This is a genomic window from Sulfuricurvum sp., assembly GCF_023229695.1.
GTDB lineage: Bacteria > Campylobacterota > Campylobacteria > Campylobacterales > Sulfurimonadaceae > Sulfuricurvum.
In genome coordinates this window covers 121,859-139,935 of sequence record NZ_JALNYS010000009.1, presented here as the reverse complement: position 1 = coordinate 139,935, position 18,077 = coordinate 121,859, and the positions used below count along the sequence as shown (strand labels likewise).

The window sequence follows — 18,077 nt, the reverse complement described above, 5'->3', positions numbered from 1 at the left end:
GGTTAGGACCGAAGGCTGCCAGTAAAGTGGAGAAAAGAAATGTAATGAGGAGGAGTAACTTTTTCAAGCGGATAAAAAGCCCTCAAGCATACGCCGTCCGTCATTAGAACCCAGCAATGTTTCCATCGCACGCTCCGGATGAGGCATCAAACCGAAGATGTTTTTCTCGCGGTTGCAGATACCGGCGATACTGTCGACGGAACCGTTTGGATTATCGATGACGCCGTTGCGGTCACTGTATTGAAGCAATACCTGTCCGTTGGCGTAGAGCTCTTCCAAGCCTGCCGCGTCAATGTAAAAATTGCCGTCATGGTGGGCGATAGGGATATTGACCACTTCATTACTCTCGCAATGGCGTAAAAATTCGTTATTGTTGTCAACCACTTTGAGATAATGGTGGCGTGAGATAAAATGGAGCCCTTCGTTCCGTTTTAGAGCGCCCGGCAGAAGCCCCGTCTCGGTTAGAACCTGAAAACCGTTGCAGATTCCGAGTACTTTTCCCCCGGCGTGGGCATATGTTTTTAGTGCTTTCATAATGGGGCTCATTTTTGCAATGGCGCCGCTGCGAAGATAGTCTCCGTAGCTGAATCCACCCGCAACGACGACAAGATCGGTCCCTTCGGGAATCGTATCATTCTTATGCCACAGAATTTCCGTCTCGCATCCTAATGACGCGAAGGCGTGCTGTGTATCGTACTCACAGTTGGTGCCTGGAAACTGAATGATGCCGACTTTCATGCTTGCATCTCAATGGTGTAATCTTCGATTACGGTATTGGCAAGAAGATCTTCGCACATTTGTGCTACTTTTTCTTTTGCCTCTTCGGCATTGTTTTCACCCATTTCGATAATGATTTGTTTACCGACACGGACATCATGAACACTTCCGAATCCATGACTGCTAAGGGCGTGGTGGACTGCTTTGCCTTGAGAATCAAGGACTCCATTTTTCAAAAATACGTTTACAACTGCTTTCATAATTACCCCAATATTCTATTTAGTACTTCTTCGTAGGCGACTTTAAGTCCCCCCATCCCCTGGCGGAAACGGTCTTTGTCCATCTTTTCACCCGTTTCAAGGTCCCAGAACCGGCAGTTGTCCGGACTGATCTCATCGGCAAGGATGATTTTACCTTCGCTATCGCGGCCGAATTCGAGTTTGAAATCGACTAAATTGAGCCCTTTGGCATGAAAATAAGGGCGTAAGATATCGTTGACCTGACGTGCCATCGCACGCAGCTGGTCGAGTTCTGCTTCGTTTTTGACCAATTCGAGGATCATACAGTGCTGATCGTTCAGTTTCGGATCCCCCAGTGCGTCGTTTTTATAATCGAATTCAACGAGGGTAAAAGGGAGAACTTTTCCATCGGGGATTCCGAGATTTTTACTGAGACTTCCGGTGGCCACATTCCGGACAATCACTTCAATAAGGATAATATCCACTTTTTTGCACAGCATAGTGGTTTCATCGAGCATCTCGACAAAATGGGACTCAATGCCGTTTTGCGCCAGCATTTTGAAAAGTTCGGTCGAGATTTTATTGTTAAGGGCCCCTTTACCCGCTTCACTTGCTTTTTTAGCTCCGTTAAACGCCGTCAAATCGTCTTTGAACTCAGCGATAACCAAATTGGGATCATCCGTGGTAAAAAGGCGTTTTGCCTTCCCTTCGTACATTAGATCGCGTTTTTCCATGATTATTTTCCTTTAACTATGATAAGTGCTTTGATAATGTCGACACCCTCTTTGAGTTGAATGTCTTTGTCTAGCTGATCGGCGGTGATCGTTGTTTTGTTGGTCGCATTGACTTCGGTAACATCAATCATATCGTGCGTTGTTTTTTCGAGCTGCCCTTCAAGATGTTTTTTAAGATCGGACTCTTTGATGTTGAACTGCTTCTCGTGATTTTTGACTTCTCCGGAAGCGACAACGATGTCCGGAGTAACACCGACGGCTTGAATGGTGCGTCCGCTTGGAAGGTAATAGCGGGCAACGGTCAGCTTGATCGCTTCGGTCTCGGAGATCGGCATTACAATTTGGACCGACCCTTTTCCGAACGTTTTCTCTCCGACGATAACCCCCCGTTTAAGGTCTTGAATCGCACCGCTGACAATTTCGGAAGCACTGGCAGATCCCTCATTGACCAATACAACCAGAGGAAGATCGGTTATTGTGGCGCTTTTGGTCGCTTTGTAGGCAATGTCATCGGCTTTGTTACGCCCTTTTTGGGAGACGATCGTCCCTTCATCAACAAAAAGATCGGTTAATTCAACGGCCTGATCGAGCAATCCGCCCGGATTGTTGCGTAAGTCGAGGATAATCCCTTTTGATTTTGCAGCGTGTTTTTTGATGGCTTCTTTGACATCGGTTGAGACTTTCTTGTCAAAACTGGTCACACGAATGTAGAGAACGGAGTCCTCAATGGTGCGGGTATACACCGATTCCACGGTAATTATGTCACGAATGATATGAAATTTGATCGGATCGACGGCCCCTTTGCGGACTACGGTCAGATCAATCGGAGTTTTCGGTTTTCCGCGCATCAGCCCCACCGCATCATCAATCGTCATGCTCAGGGTAGACTGATTGTTGATTTTTAGGATGATATCACCCGCTTTCATCCCCGCTTTATCGGCCGGAGTCCCTTCGATCGGAGCGATAACCGTCAGTGCGTTGTCCCGCATTCCGACCGTTATCCCAAGTCCGCCGAATTCACCGTCGGTCTGACTTTTCAGATTTTCGTGGCTTTTTTTGTCTAGAAAGCTAGAATGGGCATCCAGATTTGAGAGCATCCCCTGAAGGGACTTGTCAACGAGTTGATCAATGGAGAGGTTATCGACATTGTACATTTCGACAATACCGAGTACTTTGGTGTATTTAGCCAACGATTGGAGACGCAAAGCTTCGCCGGAAGCTTCCGTCGGCCCGGCAGGTACATTATTTTTAGCGAGAAGAGACGATGAAAGGGCAATACTGATCGAGAGTGCGCTGACAAAACCAACGATCATCATTTTTGTGTTTTTCATAAGTTTACCGAACCTCTGTACGAGCCGTTTATATAAGATCAGCAATTATAGTCAAAACAAGGTTAAATAACAATAATTTAGAGGATGTTGATCGTGACATCACCGATTTGGATTTGTTCCCCTTTGGTGATTTTTGCCCGCTTGCGGGTTTCGATTTCACCGTTGCGTTTGACCTGTTCGTGTTCAATCAACATTTTTGCCTGCCCGCCGGTGTCGACGAGGTCAAGCACTTTGAGTAATTTATAGAGTTCAATAGTTTCATTTTCTAATGCGTATGTCATGGAAATCGCTCTTTTTTGAAAAATAGGGAGTATGTTACGTGTGAAATAAAGTTTGGAGAAAGAAAATGAAGCCTAAAAAGGCTTCACATGGTGCTTACCAGCGATCGCGTGGAGGGCGTGGCGCGCGTGGACGAGCTTCGTTGACACGAAGTGTACGTCCGCCGAAATCATTACCTTCAAGGGCCGTGATCGCTTTGTTGGCTTCGTCTTGGTTTGCCATTTCAACGAAACCGAAACCACGGAATCGCCCTGTCTCTTTATCGTTTACGAATTTGACTGAACTCACTTCACCGTATTGTCCGAAAAGATCTTTAAGATCGTTTTCGTCTTTGCCGTAGGGAATATTCCCGACATAAATTTGTGTCACATTGTACTCCGTGAAAAAATCGAACTATAACCAGCATAATCCTTGGCAAATTGTATCCATAGAAATCTTATGAGAATGTTAAAATAAGTTGCATTTTTATAATTAGAGTTCTTGAAGAACTCTCTTTTAAACGTGCTTTGAGCAAAGCCCAAAGCACTACGCTGGCCGCTTGGGCACTAAAGCTTGCCTCTTCGAGGCAGAAATACAAAACGGAAACTTTGTAAAACGGTATCCCTTAGAGTCCGGAAGAGGTAAAATAGGGTGCTTCTGCTTTGATTAGGCGGAGTATTTCAGTTTTGGGAAGGGGGCGGCACAGGTGATACCCCTGAAGCGTATCCACCTGCCGATGAATTAAAAAATCAAAATGTTTAAGGGTTTCTACCCCTTCCGCCGTAACGCTCATTCCCAGTACATGGGCAAGATTGGACATTGCTTCGACGATATGTCGGTGCGAATCGATCTCAAAGAGGGTTAAAATAAAAGATTTATCGATTTTCAGGGTATCAATAGGGAGCTGTGCAAGATAGGCGAACGAAGAGTAGCCGGTACCGAAGTCATCCAGAGCGATACGGATTCCTCCTGCTTTGAGCTGTGCGAGCTGAGCACTCGCAATCTCTATATTTTCCATAACGGCACTCTCGGTGAGCTCTATTTTCAAAAAAGAGGTAGGGATCGAACGCTGATGCAGATAGTCGAGGAGCTCACGCGAAAAGTGCTCTTGATGGAGCTGTTTGGCCGATATATTGATCGCGACAAAAAACGGTTTTGACCGAAGAGGGCGGAGAATCTCAATAAAATCGCACGCTTGTTTCAAGACTTCATCCCCGATGGATAAAATGTCTCCATTGGTTTCGGCAACAGAGATAAAGGTATCGGGCGGGACAAACCCTTCGGTCGGGTGGGGGAGGCGAAGGAGCGCTTCAAACCCTTCCAGTTCGAGAACTTTTGAATTGATCAAAGGCTGAAAATAGAGTTCGAAAAGGTGATGGGTGAGTCCGTCGCGGACTAAAGATTCTATGTGAAGAAAATTGTGTATCGCGCGCTGCATGGAGGTATGATAGTAAACAAACTGATTTCTCCCTTTGCTTTTGGCCTCATACATTGCGGTATCGGCATGTTTGATCAAATCTTCCCCGATAAAGGCGTCTTGGGGATAAAAGGTGATGCCGATCGAGTGGGAGAGATAAAAACTGATATCATTAACCGTAAAAGGGTTTTTAAAGTGTTCCGTTAGCCGGGTGCAGAAATGGCCTATTTCAATCGGATCGGCATTCTGGAGGAGGAGGACGAATTCGTCTCCGCCGAAGCGGGCGCAGAAATCGTGTTCTTCCTTTGCAAGAAGGAGGCGACGGCTCACTTCGATCAATATCTGATCGCCCACTTCGTGTCCCATCGTATCGTTAATATTTTTAAAATTATCCAGATCAAGCAATAGCAGGGCAAAAGGGGTCCCGGCCGAATGTTCGATACGGCTCTCAAGCTGAAGTTTAAGTTTGGCTCGGTTCGGGAGCATCGTAAGAGGATCGTAATAGGCTAAAAAGGTGATTTCGTCACTTTGGGTTTTGTGTTCCGTGATATCGCGTGTGATACCGATATAGAGGTTCAATTTCGGATGGTGGTGGATTCGGCTGCTGAGCCACCGGAGTTCCTGATTGGAATGGTGAATACGGAATCGGATCTCCTGAGACAAACCGGGGACGAGGGTTTCAAAAAAAGTCCGGACCAAAGCACGGTCGTCCGGATGGATCCGTTGCTGCCACAGATCGCTGTCGGATAAAAAAGCGTCTCTGTTAAAACCGAAAATCATTTCGACCGCATTATTGACATACCGCAGCGCAAACGATTTCGTATCGATGTACCAGATAATTTCGTCGATACTGCCGAGTATCTCTTCGAGTTCCTGATTTTTTGAATTGAGGAGGGTGGAGAGCTCCTGTGCCTGATACTCAATCAGCTCTTTGGAACGGCGGAGCTCTTTATTGAGAAGATTGGTTTCGGTTAAATTTCGGATATTGACAAAAAAACGGACGTCCTGATCATTCCGAATCATCCGAACACTTTTTACCGTTCGGACGATTGATCCGTCACGATGGAGAAAATCGGTTTCGGCATCGATCGATCTCCCCTCTCGGGTCACTTGCTGGATACAGGCATGAAAAACGTCAACATTTGCAAGGAGACTTAAAATGTTGAGTCCGACCAACAGACTGCTTTCGTGCCCTATCAGCTCGGTGAAGGCTTCATTGGCGAATAAAAGGACACCCCTTTCGTCCAGCATAATGACGCCGTCGGGCAAATGGTTCAATACATCATACAAAGTCGCTTCGTTTTTCATCATATCCTAAAGTCTTTTGGGTCTCATTTTGAGTATATAGTATCGCGAATGCAATTAAAAATTCCTTCTTTTATTTCGTTATTAAAGGTAATCTAAAACTAAACTAGCTTAAGTTATAATCGCGACATTTTAACCTTCCTTAAAAGGCTTTTCATGGTTCAAGTTACCAAATTAACGATGCGCTTCGGCAGCCGCATTCTTTTCGAGGGGATCAACCTCAAGCTCGACCGTAACAAACGTTACGGCCTTATCGGCGCCAACGGTGCGGGAAAAACCACTTGTTTAAAAATTCTCAGCGGTGAAATTAAAGAGTATGATGGGGATATCTCCATCGAACCGGGTCTCAAAGTGGGTGTTTTGGGACAAAATCAGTTTGCTTTTGAAGATTTTACGATTGCCGATGCGGTATTGTGGGGAAACAAACGGCTCTATGATGCGATCAAAGAGAAAGAACATCTGTATGCGACGGGTGATTTTGAAGACGATGCGGTGAATAACCGTTTGGGCGAACTCGAAATGATTTGTGTTGAGGAAGATCCGACGTATGAATATGACGTTCAAATCGCTAAGATTTTGGAAAACGTCGGTATCCCGGCAGATCGCCACAACGATTTGATGTCGTCTCTCCCTTCATCGGACAAATTCAAAGTTCTTTTGGCACAGGTTTTGTATCCGAAACCGGATGTATTGTTTCTGGATGAGCCGACGAATAACCTCGATATCGAAACGATCGGATGGCTGGAACATGAGCTTCAGCGCCATGAGGGGACGATGGTTGTCATTTCGCATGACCGTCACTTTATTAATGCGGTTGTGACCAATATTCTGGATGTCGATTTTCAAAAGATTCGCGAATTTACCGGAAATTACGATGACTGGTATCTCGCATCTACGGTAATGGCAAATCAGGCACAGCTGGAACGGGATAAAAAACTGAAAGAGAAAGAGCAGCTTGAAGCGTTTGTCCGCCGATTCTCCGCGAATGCTTCGAAAGCGAAACAGGCTACTTCGCGTCAAAAACAGCTGGACAAATTGACCATTGACGATATCAAACCCTCAAGCCGCCGTGATCCGAGTATCGTTTTTAAAGCGAAACGTCAAATGGGGGATGAAGCGCTTGATGTGATCGATATTTCTCATAGCTATGGGGATCTGAATGTATTGCACAACATCAACCTCAAAATCACTCCGGGTGAAAAAATCGCCGTTATCGGTGCCAACGGTGCGGGGAAATCTACTTTGTGCAAAATTATCATGGAAGAGATCAAGCCGACCGGCGGAACCGTGAAGTGGGGGGCGACGATTGAACCGAGTTATTTCCCGCAGGATACTGCCGACCGAATCAAAGGGATGGAGACGCTGTATGACTGGCTCCGTGCGTTTGATCCCAAGCGCGAAATCTCCGAGATCCGCAACTGCCTTGGACGGATGCTTTTTAACGGCGAACAGCAGGAGAAGAGCATCGAAAAAATCAGCGGGGGTGAAAAACACCGTATGATGCTCTCCAAAATGATGCTCGAAGCGGGAAATTTTCTGGTTCTCGATGAGCCGACCAACCACCTCGACCTTGAAGCGATTATCGCTCTGGGAGAAGCGCTGTACGATTTTGAGGGGAACGTCATTTGTGTGAGCCATGACCGTGAATTGCTCGATGCATTTGCCGGACGTATCATCGAACTTCATCTCGACGGCACCTATACCGATTTCACGGGGACGTACGAAGAGTTCGCCGAGGCCAAGGCCAGCGGGAGTTTATAATAGGGTCGGGAGAAACTCAAGAGGGGCACCGTACTCTGCGAAAGGGTAGCGGTGGCAGGTTCATGTCCGTAAAACACACTTTGTGGGGTGAAACAATGAATACGTATACAAATTATTGTGGATTCGGCGTTGCCGGAAATTTTGCACTTCATCTTGAGCAAGCGGGTGAGGTTGAAGATTTCAAGGAGATCGTTACGGAAGATCCCAACGGTCCCAAAGGGGTCTTTCCGTTTTATATTCCCGGGCGTCAAGATTTTTTGGGTGTTTATCCGATCAGCGCTAAGACGATACGGCTTCCCGAAGAGGTCTGTAATGTTCAGCCTGAACCGGAAGTGGCACTGATCTGTGACCTTGAGTACGAGGCGGATGGATCGGTGTTGCAGATTACACCGAGATTTTTCGGTGCCTACAATGACTGTTCGCTGCGCAAAGAGGGTGCCCCTAAAATCAGTTTTAAGAAAAATTGGGGAGAGTCGTCAAAAGGGCTTTCCGATACCCTCATTCCGATTGATCGATTTGAAAAGGGGGGGGTGATGGACAGCTACCGCATCGCCTCTTTTCTTCGACGGGGCGGAAGCTTATTGCGCTATGGGGAAGATGTCGAATTGCTCGGTTACAGTTATTTCTACGAAAAATTACTCGATTGGCTGAAAGATCAGATCAATACGCAAACGGATATCGGACCCCTCGAACCGGTTAGCCGTTATCTGAAAGAGGCCGGTTTGCCCAAACAGGCAATCATCAGCATCGGGGCGACCCGTTACACCCACTTGGGTGAGAACCATTTTCTCCAAGAGGGGGATGAGGTGATTGTCGTCGTTTACGACAACAACCTGTATTGCATGAATCCGATTCTAATGATGGCCAATAAAGGGATACTTCAAGGTGAAGGGCTCAGTGTGCTGGTTCAAAGGGTACAGCGTGCTTGAAAAAGGGCTTTATCGCCATTACAAAGGGAAATATTACGAAGTGATCGGTGTCGCCAAGCACTCGGAAACGGGAGAAGATCTTGTCGTTTATCGCTCGTTGTACGGAGAACGGGGGCTTTGGGTTCGCCCTCTTGGCATGTTTGATGAAACCCTTCCAAGCGGAGTCAAACGGTTTATCTATTGCGGTGAAATGAAATGAGCCGGGGGACGAAACTCACTCTGGAGCTGGGAGCTTCCTGGGATGAGGGGTGGAAGCTGGAGGAGGAGAAAGCCTCTTTGAAAGTGACGCTGCTCGAACCGGGAGAGCACCGTCTCGTGTTTCAAAAAGAGAAACGGAAAGGGAAGGTAGTTACCCTTGTCGGCCCTTTCAGCCTGAGCGAATCGGATGGACAAACGACCCTTTCGACCCTTAAAAAGTCTCTTGCCTGCGGCGGTGCCTATAAAGAGGGGTGGATGGAGTTTCAGGGGGAAATCGCTCCGAAAGTGCGTGAAAACCTCGAAAAACTGGGGTTTAGGTTTAAAAAAACGATTTAAACATATCGAATCGGATAAATATTTAGCATATACATCTTTGTTAGTTGCATTAAGATTATCACATTGCCACTGATTTAATTCTTCATTCCAAGTCCAAGACCCATTTAGTGCCTTGCATTTATCAGCATCTTGATTAGCTGATAAATGCAAGGTGGTCATAAAGTATAAAACAAGCTGAGTGATATTTTTTTCATACAAATAACTCCCTTTATTTTACTTCGGAATATTCTACTCCACCTGTATTTTCTTTATAAAGTTGTTTAGATTTTAAATCTGAAAGAACCAAATTTGCATCCAAAGCAGCTATTGTAGGTTTTTCCTTATGCAGAGTGAAGGATGCTGAACTTGACGCTTTACCTATACCAGTAGCGCCACCAAACATGTCACAATCATCCATCATAAGACCTCCGCCCATTCCAAGAGTGAGTACGGTTAGACCAACGCTTGCTCCAACACTTTTACTTGCACATTTGAGTAAAAATGCATCAGTCGTATTAATATTTGCATTGGCAACAACTGCCGGACTTGTGAATGAAAAATATTGATAACCAGATTTTGATGTTTCTTCAGCTGCAGCTTGTAATAATTTTGTATTAGTGGAATTTATCATTCCAGCCTTTGTGTAGCCATCTCCTTGATTGACTGACATTTCACGAGAATTCATATTCTCACCTTTGCCCTTTGCAATGTGAACATCTTTGGATGAACATCCTGACAGTAAAATTGCTCCAGTGAGAGCGATTGATAGAAACTTTGTGTTCATTAATTAATAACCTTTATTAAAATTTTGCAAAAATTGTATCTACGTAAAGCTTTTTACTCACTTAATAGTGATTGGTTTTGATTCACTGATTTCATTAAAATCAATCATCCAAGAGTGAGTGGCGGTTGATGTGTCAAAAGAAGAGCGTGCAGAGGTTAAAGCGTACTACGATGCACTAACTGCACATATCAAAAAAATGCGCAAAGAACGAAAAATTAGCCAACTAAAACTCGCGAATATTTTAGGACACAACTCTACCTCTTTCATCGCTCGTATCGAATTACGACAAAATAAAGCCAATTATAATTTAGCGCATTTGGTTATGCTTGCTATGGAATGGGGCATTGATATCAAAGAGATGCTTCCTTGTCTGAAAGAAGAGTAGATAATATTCGAGAAAAAAAATCGGCTTTAATCCAAATAGATTACAACGTATTGCCGAAGACGACCTGATTGCGCCCCCGCTCTTTGGCCGCATAGAGATTGGTGTCTGCCGTATGAATGAGGGCATCGTCTCTCATGCCGGGAGTCGGCACGATGCAGACTCCTCCGATTGATACGGTTAAAATAGTCGAAATCTTGCTTCCCCGGTGCTCTATTCTCAACCCCTCTATATTCGCCCGTATCTTTTCCCCGATCTGGATTCCGTTGTCGCAACTACTGTCGGTAATGATAACGCCGAACTCTTCCCCCCCCAGACGGAATGGGTAATCGCCCGGCCGCTGCAAGGTAAACTGGAGCGTTTTGGCTACCGCCTGAAGGGCGAGGTCTCCCTGAAGATGGCCGTAGGTGTCATTATACTGTTTGAAAAAATCAATATCCAGCATCATAAATACAAACGGTTTTTCCAACCGCACGGCACGCTTGAATTCCCGTTCGAAAATGAGATTGAAATAACGGCGATTGGAGAGGGCCGTGAGGGGATCGGTATAGGATGCTTGTTCAAGCTTGAAATTAAGATGCTGTAGGGTTTTGGTGGATTCAATAAGCTGGGTTTGCTGTCTCTCGATACGGGTAAAAATTTTCCATGCGATCCCCATAACAAGGATCAGAATAACAAGCAGCAGCGTGCTTAACTGCGTGAGTGCATTTTCATGATGGGCCAAGAGTTGGGAGCGTTCAAAGCGTGCGGAAGCGTTTTCATAGGTGATTAGCCGATAAATGGTGCGGTGGATTGCATCGATATTCTCGGAGAGGATAGGGATTGAAATCTGCCGGGAGGAATCGGGATGGAGAATGTGCTCTTGAATTTTGACAAAATAGCGGTGGATGTTTTGGATTTGCGCTTCGGTATAATCGACATACGGGAGCTCTTCGGGACGTTTATCGTGGGAAAGATAGTTTTTCCACATCTGATCGACGGTATCGAGTCCGAGAGTAATCGATCGGGCCGCCTCTTCATCGCCTATCAGGTGCTGATTCCATAAATAGACACTTTTGCCGAGGGTATTATGGTAGGTGTCGGTTATGGCGGTCAGTTCGCTCAACGGGATGAGAGAACCGAAATAGAGGGTATCGACGTGCTTTTTCATCGTCTGAAGATTGTAGTAGCCGATCACCCCTGCCAAAGTGAGCCCCAGTCCTACAAGAATCAATAAATAGAAGAGTTTAGTTTTAAATTTAGGGGATTCCACGCTTCTCTTTATCGCTTATGATTGAATTATTATCTGATGTTACGCACTTTCTGGGCAAAGCCCAGAAAGTGGCAGGGACAAATGTCCCTACAACCCCCTGAAGCTACCCGCATCTTTCGGATGCGGGAGATTACTGATCTATTTCGCCCCTTTTGAAAAAGGTGCGTAAGATCAGTTATTATCCTAAGCAAACCCTATACCAAAAGCCATTACAATGAGAAAGTTTTTTTTAATACCGCTGCCTCGGATGACGAGGTAAAATTTAGAGGAAGGGAGGGTAGTTATGGCAAAACGGATCGTAAAAGATGAACGGATCAAAGTGATTATCCACAATATTGCCGAGGATTTTCGTTTTTCCCATGAAACGGGGGATTATGCACTATTGTTTTATCAAGCCGATACGGAAGGGGTCATTCGCGGAGCACAGATTGATCAAATGGCGGAGTATCTCTCTACCGGCCTTGCCGAGCTTCAGGACAATATTCAGTGGCGCAGGGAGTTTTTGAGTGAAAATCCCGGTATGGATGAGGTGAAGATGCTGGAAAACCTCAGTATTATCGAAAAAGAGTACATCGATCTTCTCGCTTTTCTTCGCTAGAGTTCTCCGGCTAAGAAGGGGAGCCCTCTAGCGGCTCCTTTAGCGTTTGTAGGGCTCAAGGGGAACTTTTTTGATGATAGCCGATTGAATCCCCCCCTCCAGATTGACGACGTTGTATCCAAGCTGGTTGCCAAGATAGCTGCCGAGAGTATGAGAACGGTTGCCGCTGTTGCAGATAACGGCGAAACGCTCTTTTTTCTTCACCTTTTTGTTCAGTTCACTCAGAAAAGCATCCATATTATAGTTGCCCTGCTCGTCAAAAAACATAATAGGAATAGAACCTTTGATCAATCCGGTCGTTCTCCACTCTCCGGGAGTACGGATATCGATGATGGTAATCTTGGAGTTGATTAATTTCTGATCGATAGGTTGAGCACTATACTCCGCGAGAAGTGATGATGCAATAAGGGATAATGCCAAAATCCATTTCATCGATAAAACCTTTACTATCTATTTATAGCTATAATTATAACTCCTAATCATTAACCGAGGTTGCATGCGCGAATCTAAAATAGAGAATTCAAAACGGCTACGGTATATCCGGTTGCTGGGCCGTTTTATCAACGGAATATTATCGTTTCTGGCGAAAAGCGATCATGCGACCAAAGAGCAGTATGATCAAAAAGTGGATGCCAATTTCCGTTTTTTGGAAAAAAACGAAGCGGTCAAGCTCTATAAAGACGAATATACCGAACTCGAAGCGTTAGGACAGAAGATACTGGATTTCCGCGCAGGGGAAGAGACGATCGAGACGATCAAAGAGGAACTTTTTTACGCCCAAAATCAGCTCGAAAAACGGGTAAATGCCCGCCGTTATAAAAAATCAAAACATGATCATCATGCGAAAGACGGATGGGATTAAACGATTTCCATCCCCTCGAGTAGCATTTTTATCCCTAGCAGTATCAGGATGACCCCCCCCAGAACTTCCGCTTTGGATTCCAGCAACGATCCGAGTTTTTTGCCGATGTAGACTGCTATCAGACACAGCAGCAGCGTCACCAGTGCGATGATGAGCGAAGCACGCAGGATGTCGGTCTGAATAAAGGCGAAGGTGACCCCTACGGCTAACGCATCGATGCTCGTTGCCAGCGCCAGAGAGAAGAGGGCTTTGTTGGAGAGATCGGTGAGCTCTCCATCCAGTTCATCTTGATAGGCTTCGTAGAGCATTTTTCCTCCCAGCCCTGTGAGGAGGGCAAAAGCGATCCAGTGGCTGTAGGAGCGGACGTAGTCGGCAAAACCGATCCCGGCAAGATATCCCAAAAGGGGCATAACCCCCTGAAACAATCCGAATACGGCGGCGATGAGGACGATTTTTGAAAAAAGAAGCTCTCGGTATTTTGAGCCGATTGCGATGGAGACGGCGACCGAATCCATTGCAAGGGCGACCGCGAGAAGAAGAAGGGTTTCCATGATAGTCCTGAGAGAAAAGTGATGCAATTATAGCATCAGGGGAGACGTTCGAGGCGCTCTTTGACGTCGCTGAGGCGGACAAACGTGAACCCTTCGGCTTTCAGAGCGCTAATCGCTTCGATGACCCCCTCGCAGGTTCCGCTTTCGGGATGGTTCATGTGGGCGATGACGATGTCACCGCTGCGGGCATTTTTGATCTGCCGGGCCACTTTTGGAGCACTGAAGGTGGCACCCGCATCGGCTAAAACCGAAAATCCGCCGATCTCTACCCCGGCTTTATGGGCGATTTCAACGGCAATTTCATCGTAATAGGCGGTGCCAGATCGAAAAAAGAGGGGGCGTTTTCCGGTCAGTTTTTCGATTTTTTCGCTGTTCCCCTCGATTTCACCGATCACCTCCTCTTTGGATGCGGTTCCGCTGATACCGTAGACGCTTTTGCCGTTCACCGAGAGGGGGCGGTGAGCCGTTCCGTGGTTGGCAATTTCGAAGAGGGGATTGGATGCCAGAGCCGCAAAAATATCGGGGTTGCTCTCGATCCACCGTGCATTGATAAACAAGGTGGCGGGGATGCGGTTATGAATCAGGAAATCGATGAGCTCCGCATCGTATTGGCTGCTGCTGATACTTCCTCCGCAGGCATCAAACGTGAGTGCGATCTCTTGGGTATAGGAGTGAAATCTGGTGACGACTCCGGTGACATTTTCACCCCATTGAAGGGGTTCGTCTCCGAATAACGGGGAGAAGAGTAGGATGAAGAGGGGGAGAAGTTTAAACATTGAGTGAAATCCTGAGGATTGGGATATGCGATTGTAGCATATCCGATGGCCTATGAAATCTTGGTTAGAGGAGGATTTCTACCCGGTTGCGTCCGTTCTCTTTTGCGTGATAAAGGGCATCGTCCACTCTTTTTAAGAAGACATTGAGATCATCATCCGATGTAAATGCAGTAACCCCGAAACTGACCGTCAGATTCCCGACTTGTTCGAATGGGTGCTCGACAATCTTTTGCCGCAGTTTTTCCGCCGCATCGCCGGCAGCCTCCGCATCCGATTGCGGCATTAAAATCATAAACTCTTCTCCGCCCCACCGTGCAACGATATCGACGGTACGAATATTGGATTTGACGAGAGCGGTGAGGGTTTGCAAAACACGGTCGCCCGCATCGTGACCGAAGGTATCATTCACCCGTTTAAAATAATCGATATCGTACATGATCAGCGAGAGCGGCACACCGTAGCGTTTGGAGCGTTCGATCTCTTTTTCGAGTTGCCGGTTCAGTTCTCTGCGGTTGGCAATACCGGTGAGTGCGTCGGTGGTTGCCATCAGGCTGATCTCCTCTTCGATGTGCTTGCGCTCGGTGATATCCTGCCACATCCCCACCATATAATCGGGTCTTTCATCCGCGTCGTGTATCAGCTTTAGAGAGTCTTGGATCCAGATATAGGTTCCATCCGCCTTGCACCAGCGGTACTCATAGGTATGGACCCCTTTATCGAACAGAATATCCATCCCCTCTGAGACTTTGGAGAGATCGTCCGGATGGATATGGGTGAACCATAAATCGGTTGTTTCGATAAAATCTTTGGGATCGTACGCTGTAAACGAGGTGACATTCTGAGACATATAGATGACGGGAAACTCCCCTTGCGCCTGGCAGCGGTACACCGCGATCGGCAAGGAGTTGAGGAGGACCGATAACTGTTCGTTGGCGTCCTTGAGTGCCATTTCCGCCTGTTTGCTCTCGGTGATATCCTGTACGGTCCCTTGCATCACGATGGGGTGCCCCTCCTGATTGCGGGAGATTTCTCCCTGTTCATGGACATAACGCACCTTCCCATCGGGCAATAAAATGCGGTGGTCAATGGTGTAGGGACGACCCTGCTCAAGCGATTCGCGGACATTGATTTTTACGGCTTCCCGATCTTCCGGATGGACGGCTTGGAGGAACGACTCGTAGGTGGCACCGAATTGCTGCGGGGTAAAGCCAAAGATACGGTAGATTTCATCCGACCACTCCAGCGTATTGTTGAGGATATCCCACTCCCAATTACCGAGATGGGCGATTCGCTGTGCTTCCGTCAATTTGGCCGTCCGTTGTGCAACCTCCCGTTCCAGATTTTTTTGGTGTCGTGCCAACTGTACATCACGTGTCTGGATCTGTTCGAGCATCGCATTGAACCCTTCGGAGAGGGTTCCGATTTCATCGCTGCGGTGCAACGTGGAGCGGAGGGTGAAGTCATTCTCCCGCGATACGCGCTTCATTAATGTTATCAGGTATTGCAAGGGATCGGTAATCGCCGGAAGTAAGCTGAATATCATCAGCACCGCCGTCACAAACGCCACCGTAGCCGCAACGACGGCTATGAATATGTTCCATTCCAGCTTTTCGTATACCGGTGCCATACTGGAGCGGACATGGATCATGCCGATTTGTTGCTGTTTGAATAGGACGGGAATCACGATTTCGATATAGGTCGCGGTGTGTATATGGTATTCGCTTTTGATGCTCTGGTGGCGGTGGGACGGCATGGTTACCCCCGGCCGTACATAAAGGGCAAAATTTCTCCCCTCTTTATCGAAGATCCCCGCAAACTCGATACTGTCGATGTTGGCCAGCGCTTTTACCGTTTTTTCCGCTTCTGCACGGTGATTGGAGAGGAGTTCTCTGCTGCTGATGGAGGCAATCACGGATGCCTGAGCCGCAACGTTCTTGACCAGTTCTTCGCGCAGCATAAACCACTGTATGAGCGTAGAGAGGAGTATGGCGAAAAGTACCCCTAAACCGGTGGCAATAAAGGTTATGTAGATAAATTTTCGGAGAATAGGGGCATTGGTGCACCGAGTCGGGAGCTTCATCGCGTTTTTCCCTTTGAAGAGATATGAGGCTGTAACAAAAAAGGTAAAAATAAGAACGGGTGAGACATGGATACAATCCTGAAAGTTACAATGTACAATTGTATCAGATCGGATAAAAAATCGGTCATTTGTAAAACTTAAAGAGGTTGAAAATAGATTATGCAGGGGATAAAAGTGGTGACTCCAAGGGGATTTGAACCCCTATGACCAGAATGAAAATCTGAAATCCTAACCATTAGATGATGGAGCCACGACAAAAGTAAATATGGTGTCCCGTGATGGATTCGAACCATCGACCCCCTCATTAAAAGTGAGATGCTCTACCGGCTGAGCTAACGAGACGTTTGTTCCACGCTTTGTGGACGGGAATTATAGTGGAAAACTCTTTTATTGTCAAGAGGTTTTGTCAAAAAAAGATAATTTTGTTTCATTTTACTGCGTGGTGCTACAAAAATCAAAGAAATCAATTCGTAAAATAGGGATTTAGATCCGATTGTCTGCGCTCATTTTAGCCGACTGATTTTCATACGCTTGATCTCAATAACTAATTATGATAATATTGTGATAAACCAAGATCAAGCGGGCTTCTATAATGTTAAAAACAAGTATAGTGATATGTCTATCCGTATTCACTCTGTGGGGCGGGGCCATTCAAAATGACGATCAGTTTAAGGGTGCGGTTGCGTCGATAGGGAAAGAAAATAAGCTGGTGCTTATGATGTATACTACGGATGATTGTCCCGAATGTGCCTATATGAAACAAAAAGTATTTCATGATGCAGCAGTGGAACCGTATCTGAATCGCTATTTTGTCGTGATTGAGAAAAATGTTCATACAAGCAAGCTTCCTGAGGGGTATGATTTTTTCGGGATTCCGACGATGTTTTTTATCGATAAGGGGGGGAATAAAAAAGAGACGTTGGTCGGAAGCAAGCGGGCACAGCCGTTTTTGAATGAACTTCGCCGTATCCGAGGGATTAAGTGAAAACCCTTTTGTTAGCGGCAATTTTAGGGGTAACTTTAAGTGCTTACGATACGGAGCATCTGAAAAAAGCGTTAGAAGAGAAAGAGTGCATCGGATGTGATCTTCGCGGTGCCAATCTCTCCAAAACGGATTTCAGCGGAGCGGATTTTCACGGCAGTGATCTTAGCAATGCCGATTTGCATGAGAGTCTTTTTGAGATGAGTGATTTCAATGATTGTAATCTCAGCGGTGCGAATGTGGAGGGGGCATTGTTTTGGAAAGGGACGATGAAACGTTCCGACCTTACCCATATCCGTGCGCGCGGAGCAAATTTCAAAGGGACGCATTTGGAACAGAGCAATCTGAATTTTGCCGATCTTCGAGAGACGAAAAGCTGGAAAGCCGATTTTACCGATGCTCTTTTGTATAAAACCGATTTTACGAATGCAGAGTTAGGGGATGCTAAGTTTATTCGTGATGATTTACACTTGGCCAAAATGAACAACACGCTGTTATGGCAAACGCGTTTTCGTGATGCCGTGATGAGCAAAGGGCAGTGTAGTCATGCCAAAAAAGAAGAGGCGCTTTTCGACGCAAATGTGACGTGCCGCTAAAAAGGTTATA

22 protein-coding genes and 2 tRNA genes are annotated in these 18,077 nt (G+C 46.3%); 9 read left to right on the top strand and 15 right to left on the bottom strand.

What is annotated here, in order from left to right:
• Positions 1-63 precede the first annotated feature (63 nt).
• The 7 genes from purQ to M0P91_RS08280 all read right to left on the bottom strand — a co-directional run bounded on the left by purQ (position 64) and on the right by M0P91_RS08280 (position 6,007).
• On the bottom strand, positions 64-738 hold the full coding sequence (purQ, locus tag M0P91_RS08310) for a phosphoribosylformylglycinamidine synthase subunit PurQ (protein ID WP_295066303.1): 675 nt from the start codon (positions 736-738) through the stop codon (positions 64-66).
• Positions 735-977 (bottom strand): phosphoribosylformylglycinamidine synthase subunit PurS, encoded by a 243-nt coding sequence (purS, locus tag M0P91_RS08305; RefSeq protein WP_295066302.1) that lies wholly within the window; start codon positions 975-977, stop codon positions 735-737. Before purS ends, purQ begins: the two co-directional genes overlap by 4 nt.
• Before the next feature lie 2 nt (positions 978-979).
• Entirely contained in the window at positions 980-1,690 is a 711-nt protein-coding gene (gene purC / locus M0P91_RS08300) for a phosphoribosylaminoimidazolesuccinocarboxamide synthase (RefSeq protein WP_295066301.1), read from the bottom strand.
• 2 nt (positions 1,691-1,692) lie between these two features.
• The gene (locus tag M0P91_RS08295) at positions 1,693-3,021 is read right to left on the bottom strand and encodes a S41 family peptidase (RefSeq protein WP_295066300.1); all 1,329 of its coding nucleotides are present in this window, start codon (positions 3,019-3,021) and stop codon (positions 1,693-1,695) included.
• A gap of 77 nt (positions 3,022-3,098) precedes the next feature.
• A complete protein-coding gene (locus M0P91_RS08290; protein WP_295066299.1) occupies positions 3,099-3,302 on the bottom strand; it encodes an RNA-binding S4 domain-containing protein in 204 nt (67 codons plus the stop codon).
• A gap of 94 nt (positions 3,303-3,396) precedes the next feature.
• Positions 3,397-3,669: an RNA-binding protein gene (locus M0P91_RS08285; protein ID WP_015652803.1), complete on the bottom strand. Its 273-nt coding sequence runs from the start codon at positions 3,667-3,669 to the stop codon at positions 3,397-3,399.
• A 235-nt stretch (positions 3,670-3,904) separates the two neighbouring features.
• Positions 3,905-6,007 (bottom strand): EAL domain-containing protein, encoded by a 2,103-nt coding sequence (locus tag M0P91_RS08280; RefSeq protein WP_295066298.1) that lies wholly within the window; start codon positions 6,005-6,007, stop codon positions 3,905-3,907.
• 150 nt (positions 6,008-6,157) lie between these two features.
• On the opposite strand from M0P91_RS08280, the gene M0P91_RS08275 reads away from it, so the two are divergent.
• The 4 genes from M0P91_RS08275 to M0P91_RS08260 all read left to right on the top strand — a co-directional run bounded on the left by M0P91_RS08275 (position 6,158) and on the right by M0P91_RS08260 (position 9,225).
• Positions 6,158-7,762: an ATP-binding cassette domain-containing protein gene (locus M0P91_RS08275; RefSeq protein ID WP_295066297.1), complete on the top strand. Its 1,605-nt coding sequence runs from the start codon at positions 6,158-6,160 to the stop codon at positions 7,760-7,762.
• Positions 7,763-7,857: 95 nt separating this feature from the next.
• Complete coding sequence (locus tag M0P91_RS08270; RefSeq protein ID WP_295066296.1) at positions 7,858-8,691, top strand: DUF5718 family protein; 834 nt, start codon at positions 7,858-7,860, stop codon at positions 8,689-8,691.
• A complete protein-coding gene (locus M0P91_RS08265; protein ID WP_295066295.1) occupies positions 8,684-8,890 on the top strand; it encodes a DUF1653 domain-containing protein in 207 nt (68 codons plus the stop codon). The genes M0P91_RS08270 and M0P91_RS08265 overlap by 8 nt, the downstream gene beginning before the upstream one ends.
• Positions 8,887-9,225, top strand: coding sequence for a translation initiation factor (locus M0P91_RS08260; protein WP_295066294.1), 339 nt, complete (start codon positions 8,887-8,889; stop codon positions 9,223-9,225). The genes M0P91_RS08265 and M0P91_RS08260 overlap by 4 nt, the downstream gene beginning before the upstream one ends.
• 208 nt (positions 9,226-9,433) lie before the next feature.
• Here the strand turns inward: M0P91_RS08260 and M0P91_RS08255 are convergent, their stop codons facing one another.
• The gene (locus M0P91_RS08255) at positions 9,434-9,988 is read right to left on the bottom strand and encodes a hypothetical protein (protein WP_295066293.1); all 555 of its coding nucleotides are present in this window, start codon (positions 9,986-9,988) and stop codon (positions 9,434-9,436) included.
• A gap of 130 nt (positions 9,989-10,118) precedes the next feature.
• Between M0P91_RS08255 and M0P91_RS08250 the strand changes: the two genes are divergently transcribed.
• Positions 10,119-10,373: a transcriptional regulator gene (locus tag M0P91_RS08250; protein ID WP_295066292.1), complete on the top strand. Its 255-nt coding sequence runs from the start codon at positions 10,119-10,121 to the stop codon at positions 10,371-10,373.
• A 40-nt stretch (positions 10,374-10,413) separates the two neighbouring features.
• On the opposite strand, the gene M0P91_RS08245 is transcribed toward M0P91_RS08250, so the two are convergent.
• Positions 10,414-11,622, bottom strand: coding sequence for a diguanylate cyclase (locus tag M0P91_RS08245; RefSeq protein ID WP_295066291.1), 1,209 nt, complete (start codon positions 11,620-11,622; stop codon positions 10,414-10,416).
• A 283-nt stretch (positions 11,623-11,905) separates the two neighbouring features.
• Here M0P91_RS08245 and M0P91_RS08240 point away from each other — a divergent pair, with 283 nt between their 5' ends.
• Complete coding sequence (locus tag M0P91_RS08240) at positions 11,906-12,220, top strand: hypothetical protein (protein ID WP_295066290.1); 315 nt, start codon at positions 11,906-11,908, stop codon at positions 12,218-12,220.
• Positions 12,221-12,259: 39 nt separating this feature from the next.
• Here the strand turns inward: M0P91_RS08240 and M0P91_RS08235 are convergent, their stop codons facing one another.
• Complete coding sequence (locus M0P91_RS08235) at positions 12,260-12,652, bottom strand: rhodanese-like domain-containing protein (RefSeq protein WP_295066289.1); 393 nt, start codon at positions 12,650-12,652, stop codon at positions 12,260-12,262.
• Between the two features lie 64 nt (positions 12,653-12,716).
• Between M0P91_RS08235 and M0P91_RS08230 the strand changes: the two genes are divergently transcribed.
• Positions 12,717-13,082: a hypothetical protein gene (locus tag M0P91_RS08230; RefSeq protein WP_295066288.1), complete on the top strand. Its 366-nt coding sequence runs from the start codon at positions 12,717-12,719 to the stop codon at positions 13,080-13,082.
• Here the strand turns inward: M0P91_RS08230 and M0P91_RS08225 are convergent.
• The 5 genes from M0P91_RS08225 to M0P91_RS08205 all read right to left on the bottom strand — a co-directional run bounded on the left by M0P91_RS08225 (position 13,079) and on the right by M0P91_RS08205 (position 16,831).
• Positions 13,079-13,633: a manganese efflux pump MntP family protein gene (locus M0P91_RS08225; protein WP_295066287.1), complete on the bottom strand. Its 555-nt coding sequence runs from the start codon at positions 13,631-13,633 to the stop codon at positions 13,079-13,081. The genes M0P91_RS08230 and M0P91_RS08225 overlap by 4 nt on opposite strands.
• Positions 13,634-13,668: 35 nt before the next feature.
• Complete coding sequence (locus tag M0P91_RS08220) at positions 13,669-14,409, bottom strand: polysaccharide deacetylase family protein (RefSeq protein WP_295066286.1); 741 nt, start codon at positions 14,407-14,409, stop codon at positions 13,669-13,671.
• A gap of 64 nt (positions 14,410-14,473) precedes the next feature.
• Positions 14,474-16,489, bottom strand: a complete 2,016-nt coding sequence (locus tag M0P91_RS08215) for a diguanylate cyclase (RefSeq protein WP_295066285.1) — start codon at positions 16,487-16,489, stop codon at positions 14,474-14,476.
• 175 nt (positions 16,490-16,664) lie between these two features.
• Positions 16,665-16,739 (bottom strand) — tRNA-Glu (locus M0P91_RS08210).
• Between the two features lie 16 nt (positions 16,740-16,755).
• Positions 16,756-16,831: transfer RNA gene (locus M0P91_RS08205), tRNA-Lys, on the bottom strand.
• A gap of 268 nt (positions 16,832-17,099) precedes the next feature.
• Between M0P91_RS08205 and M0P91_RS08200 the strand changes: the two genes are divergently transcribed.
• A complete protein-coding gene (locus M0P91_RS08200; RefSeq protein ID WP_295066284.1) occupies positions 17,100-17,474 on the top strand; it encodes a thioredoxin family protein in 375 nt (124 codons plus the stop codon).
• Positions 17,471-18,067 carry a pentapeptide repeat-containing protein gene (locus M0P91_RS08195; protein WP_295066283.1) on the top strand — a complete coding sequence of 199 codons (597 nt, stop codon included), beginning with the start codon at positions 17,471-17,473 and terminating at the stop codon, positions 18,065-18,067. Before M0P91_RS08200 ends, M0P91_RS08195 begins: the two co-directional genes overlap by 4 nt.
• The last annotated feature ends 10 nt before the right edge of the window (positions 18,068-18,077 follow it).

Bases quoted from the DNA above. Each gene is read 5' to 3' on its own strand.
- purQ (WP_295066303.1), bottom strand. From the start codon at position 738: ATGAAAGTCGGCATCATTCAGTTTCCAGGCACCAACTGTGAGTACGAT.
- purS (WP_295066302.1), bottom strand. From the start codon at position 977: ATGAAAGCAGTTGTAAACGTATTTTTGAAAAATGGAGTCCTTGATTCT.
- purC (WP_295066301.1), bottom strand. From the start codon at position 1,690: ATGGAAAAACGCGATCTAATGTACGAAGGGAAGGCAAAACGCCTTTTT.
- M0P91_RS08295 (WP_295066300.1), bottom strand. From the start codon at position 3,021: ATGAAAAACACAAAAATGATGATCGTTGGTTTTGTCAGCGCACTCTCG.
- M0P91_RS08290 (WP_295066299.1), bottom strand. From the start codon at position 3,302: ATGACATACGCATTAGAAAATGAAACTATTGAACTCTATAAATTACTC.
- M0P91_RS08280 (WP_295066298.1), bottom strand. From the start codon at position 6,007: ATGATGAAAAACGAAGCGACTTTGTATGATGTATTGAACCATTTGCCC.
- M0P91_RS08275 (WP_295066297.1), top strand. From the start codon at position 6,158: ATGGTTCAAGTTACCAAATTAACGATGCGCTTCGGCAGCCGCATTCTT.
- M0P91_RS08270 (WP_295066296.1), top strand. From the start codon at position 7,858: ATGAATACGTATACAAATTATTGTGGATTCGGCGTTGCCGGAAATTTT.
- M0P91_RS08260 (WP_295066294.1), top strand. From the start codon at position 8,887: ATGAGCCGGGGGACGAAACTCACTCTGGAGCTGGGAGCTTCCTGGGAT.
- M0P91_RS08255 (WP_295066293.1), bottom strand. From the start codon at position 9,988: ATGAACACAAAGTTTCTATCAATCGCTCTCACTGGAGCAATTTTACTG.
- M0P91_RS08240 (WP_295066290.1), top strand. From the start codon at position 11,906: ATGGCAAAACGGATCGTAAAAGATGAACGGATCAAAGTGATTATCCAC.
- M0P91_RS08235 (WP_295066289.1), bottom strand. From the start codon at position 12,652: ATGAAATGGATTTTGGCATTATCCCTTATTGCATCATCACTTCTCGCG.
- M0P91_RS08230 (WP_295066288.1), top strand. From the start codon at position 12,717: ATGCGCGAATCTAAAATAGAGAATTCAAAACGGCTACGGTATATCCGG.
- M0P91_RS08225 (WP_295066287.1), bottom strand. From the start codon at position 13,633: ATGGAAACCCTTCTTCTTCTCGCGGTCGCCCTTGCAATGGATTCGGTC.
- M0P91_RS08220 (WP_295066286.1), bottom strand. From the start codon at position 14,409: ATGTTTAAACTTCTCCCCCTCTTCATCCTACTCTTCTCCCCGTTATTC.
- M0P91_RS08215 (WP_295066285.1), bottom strand. From the start codon at position 16,489: ATGAAGCTCCCGACTCGGTGCACCAATGCCCCTATTCTCCGAAAATTT.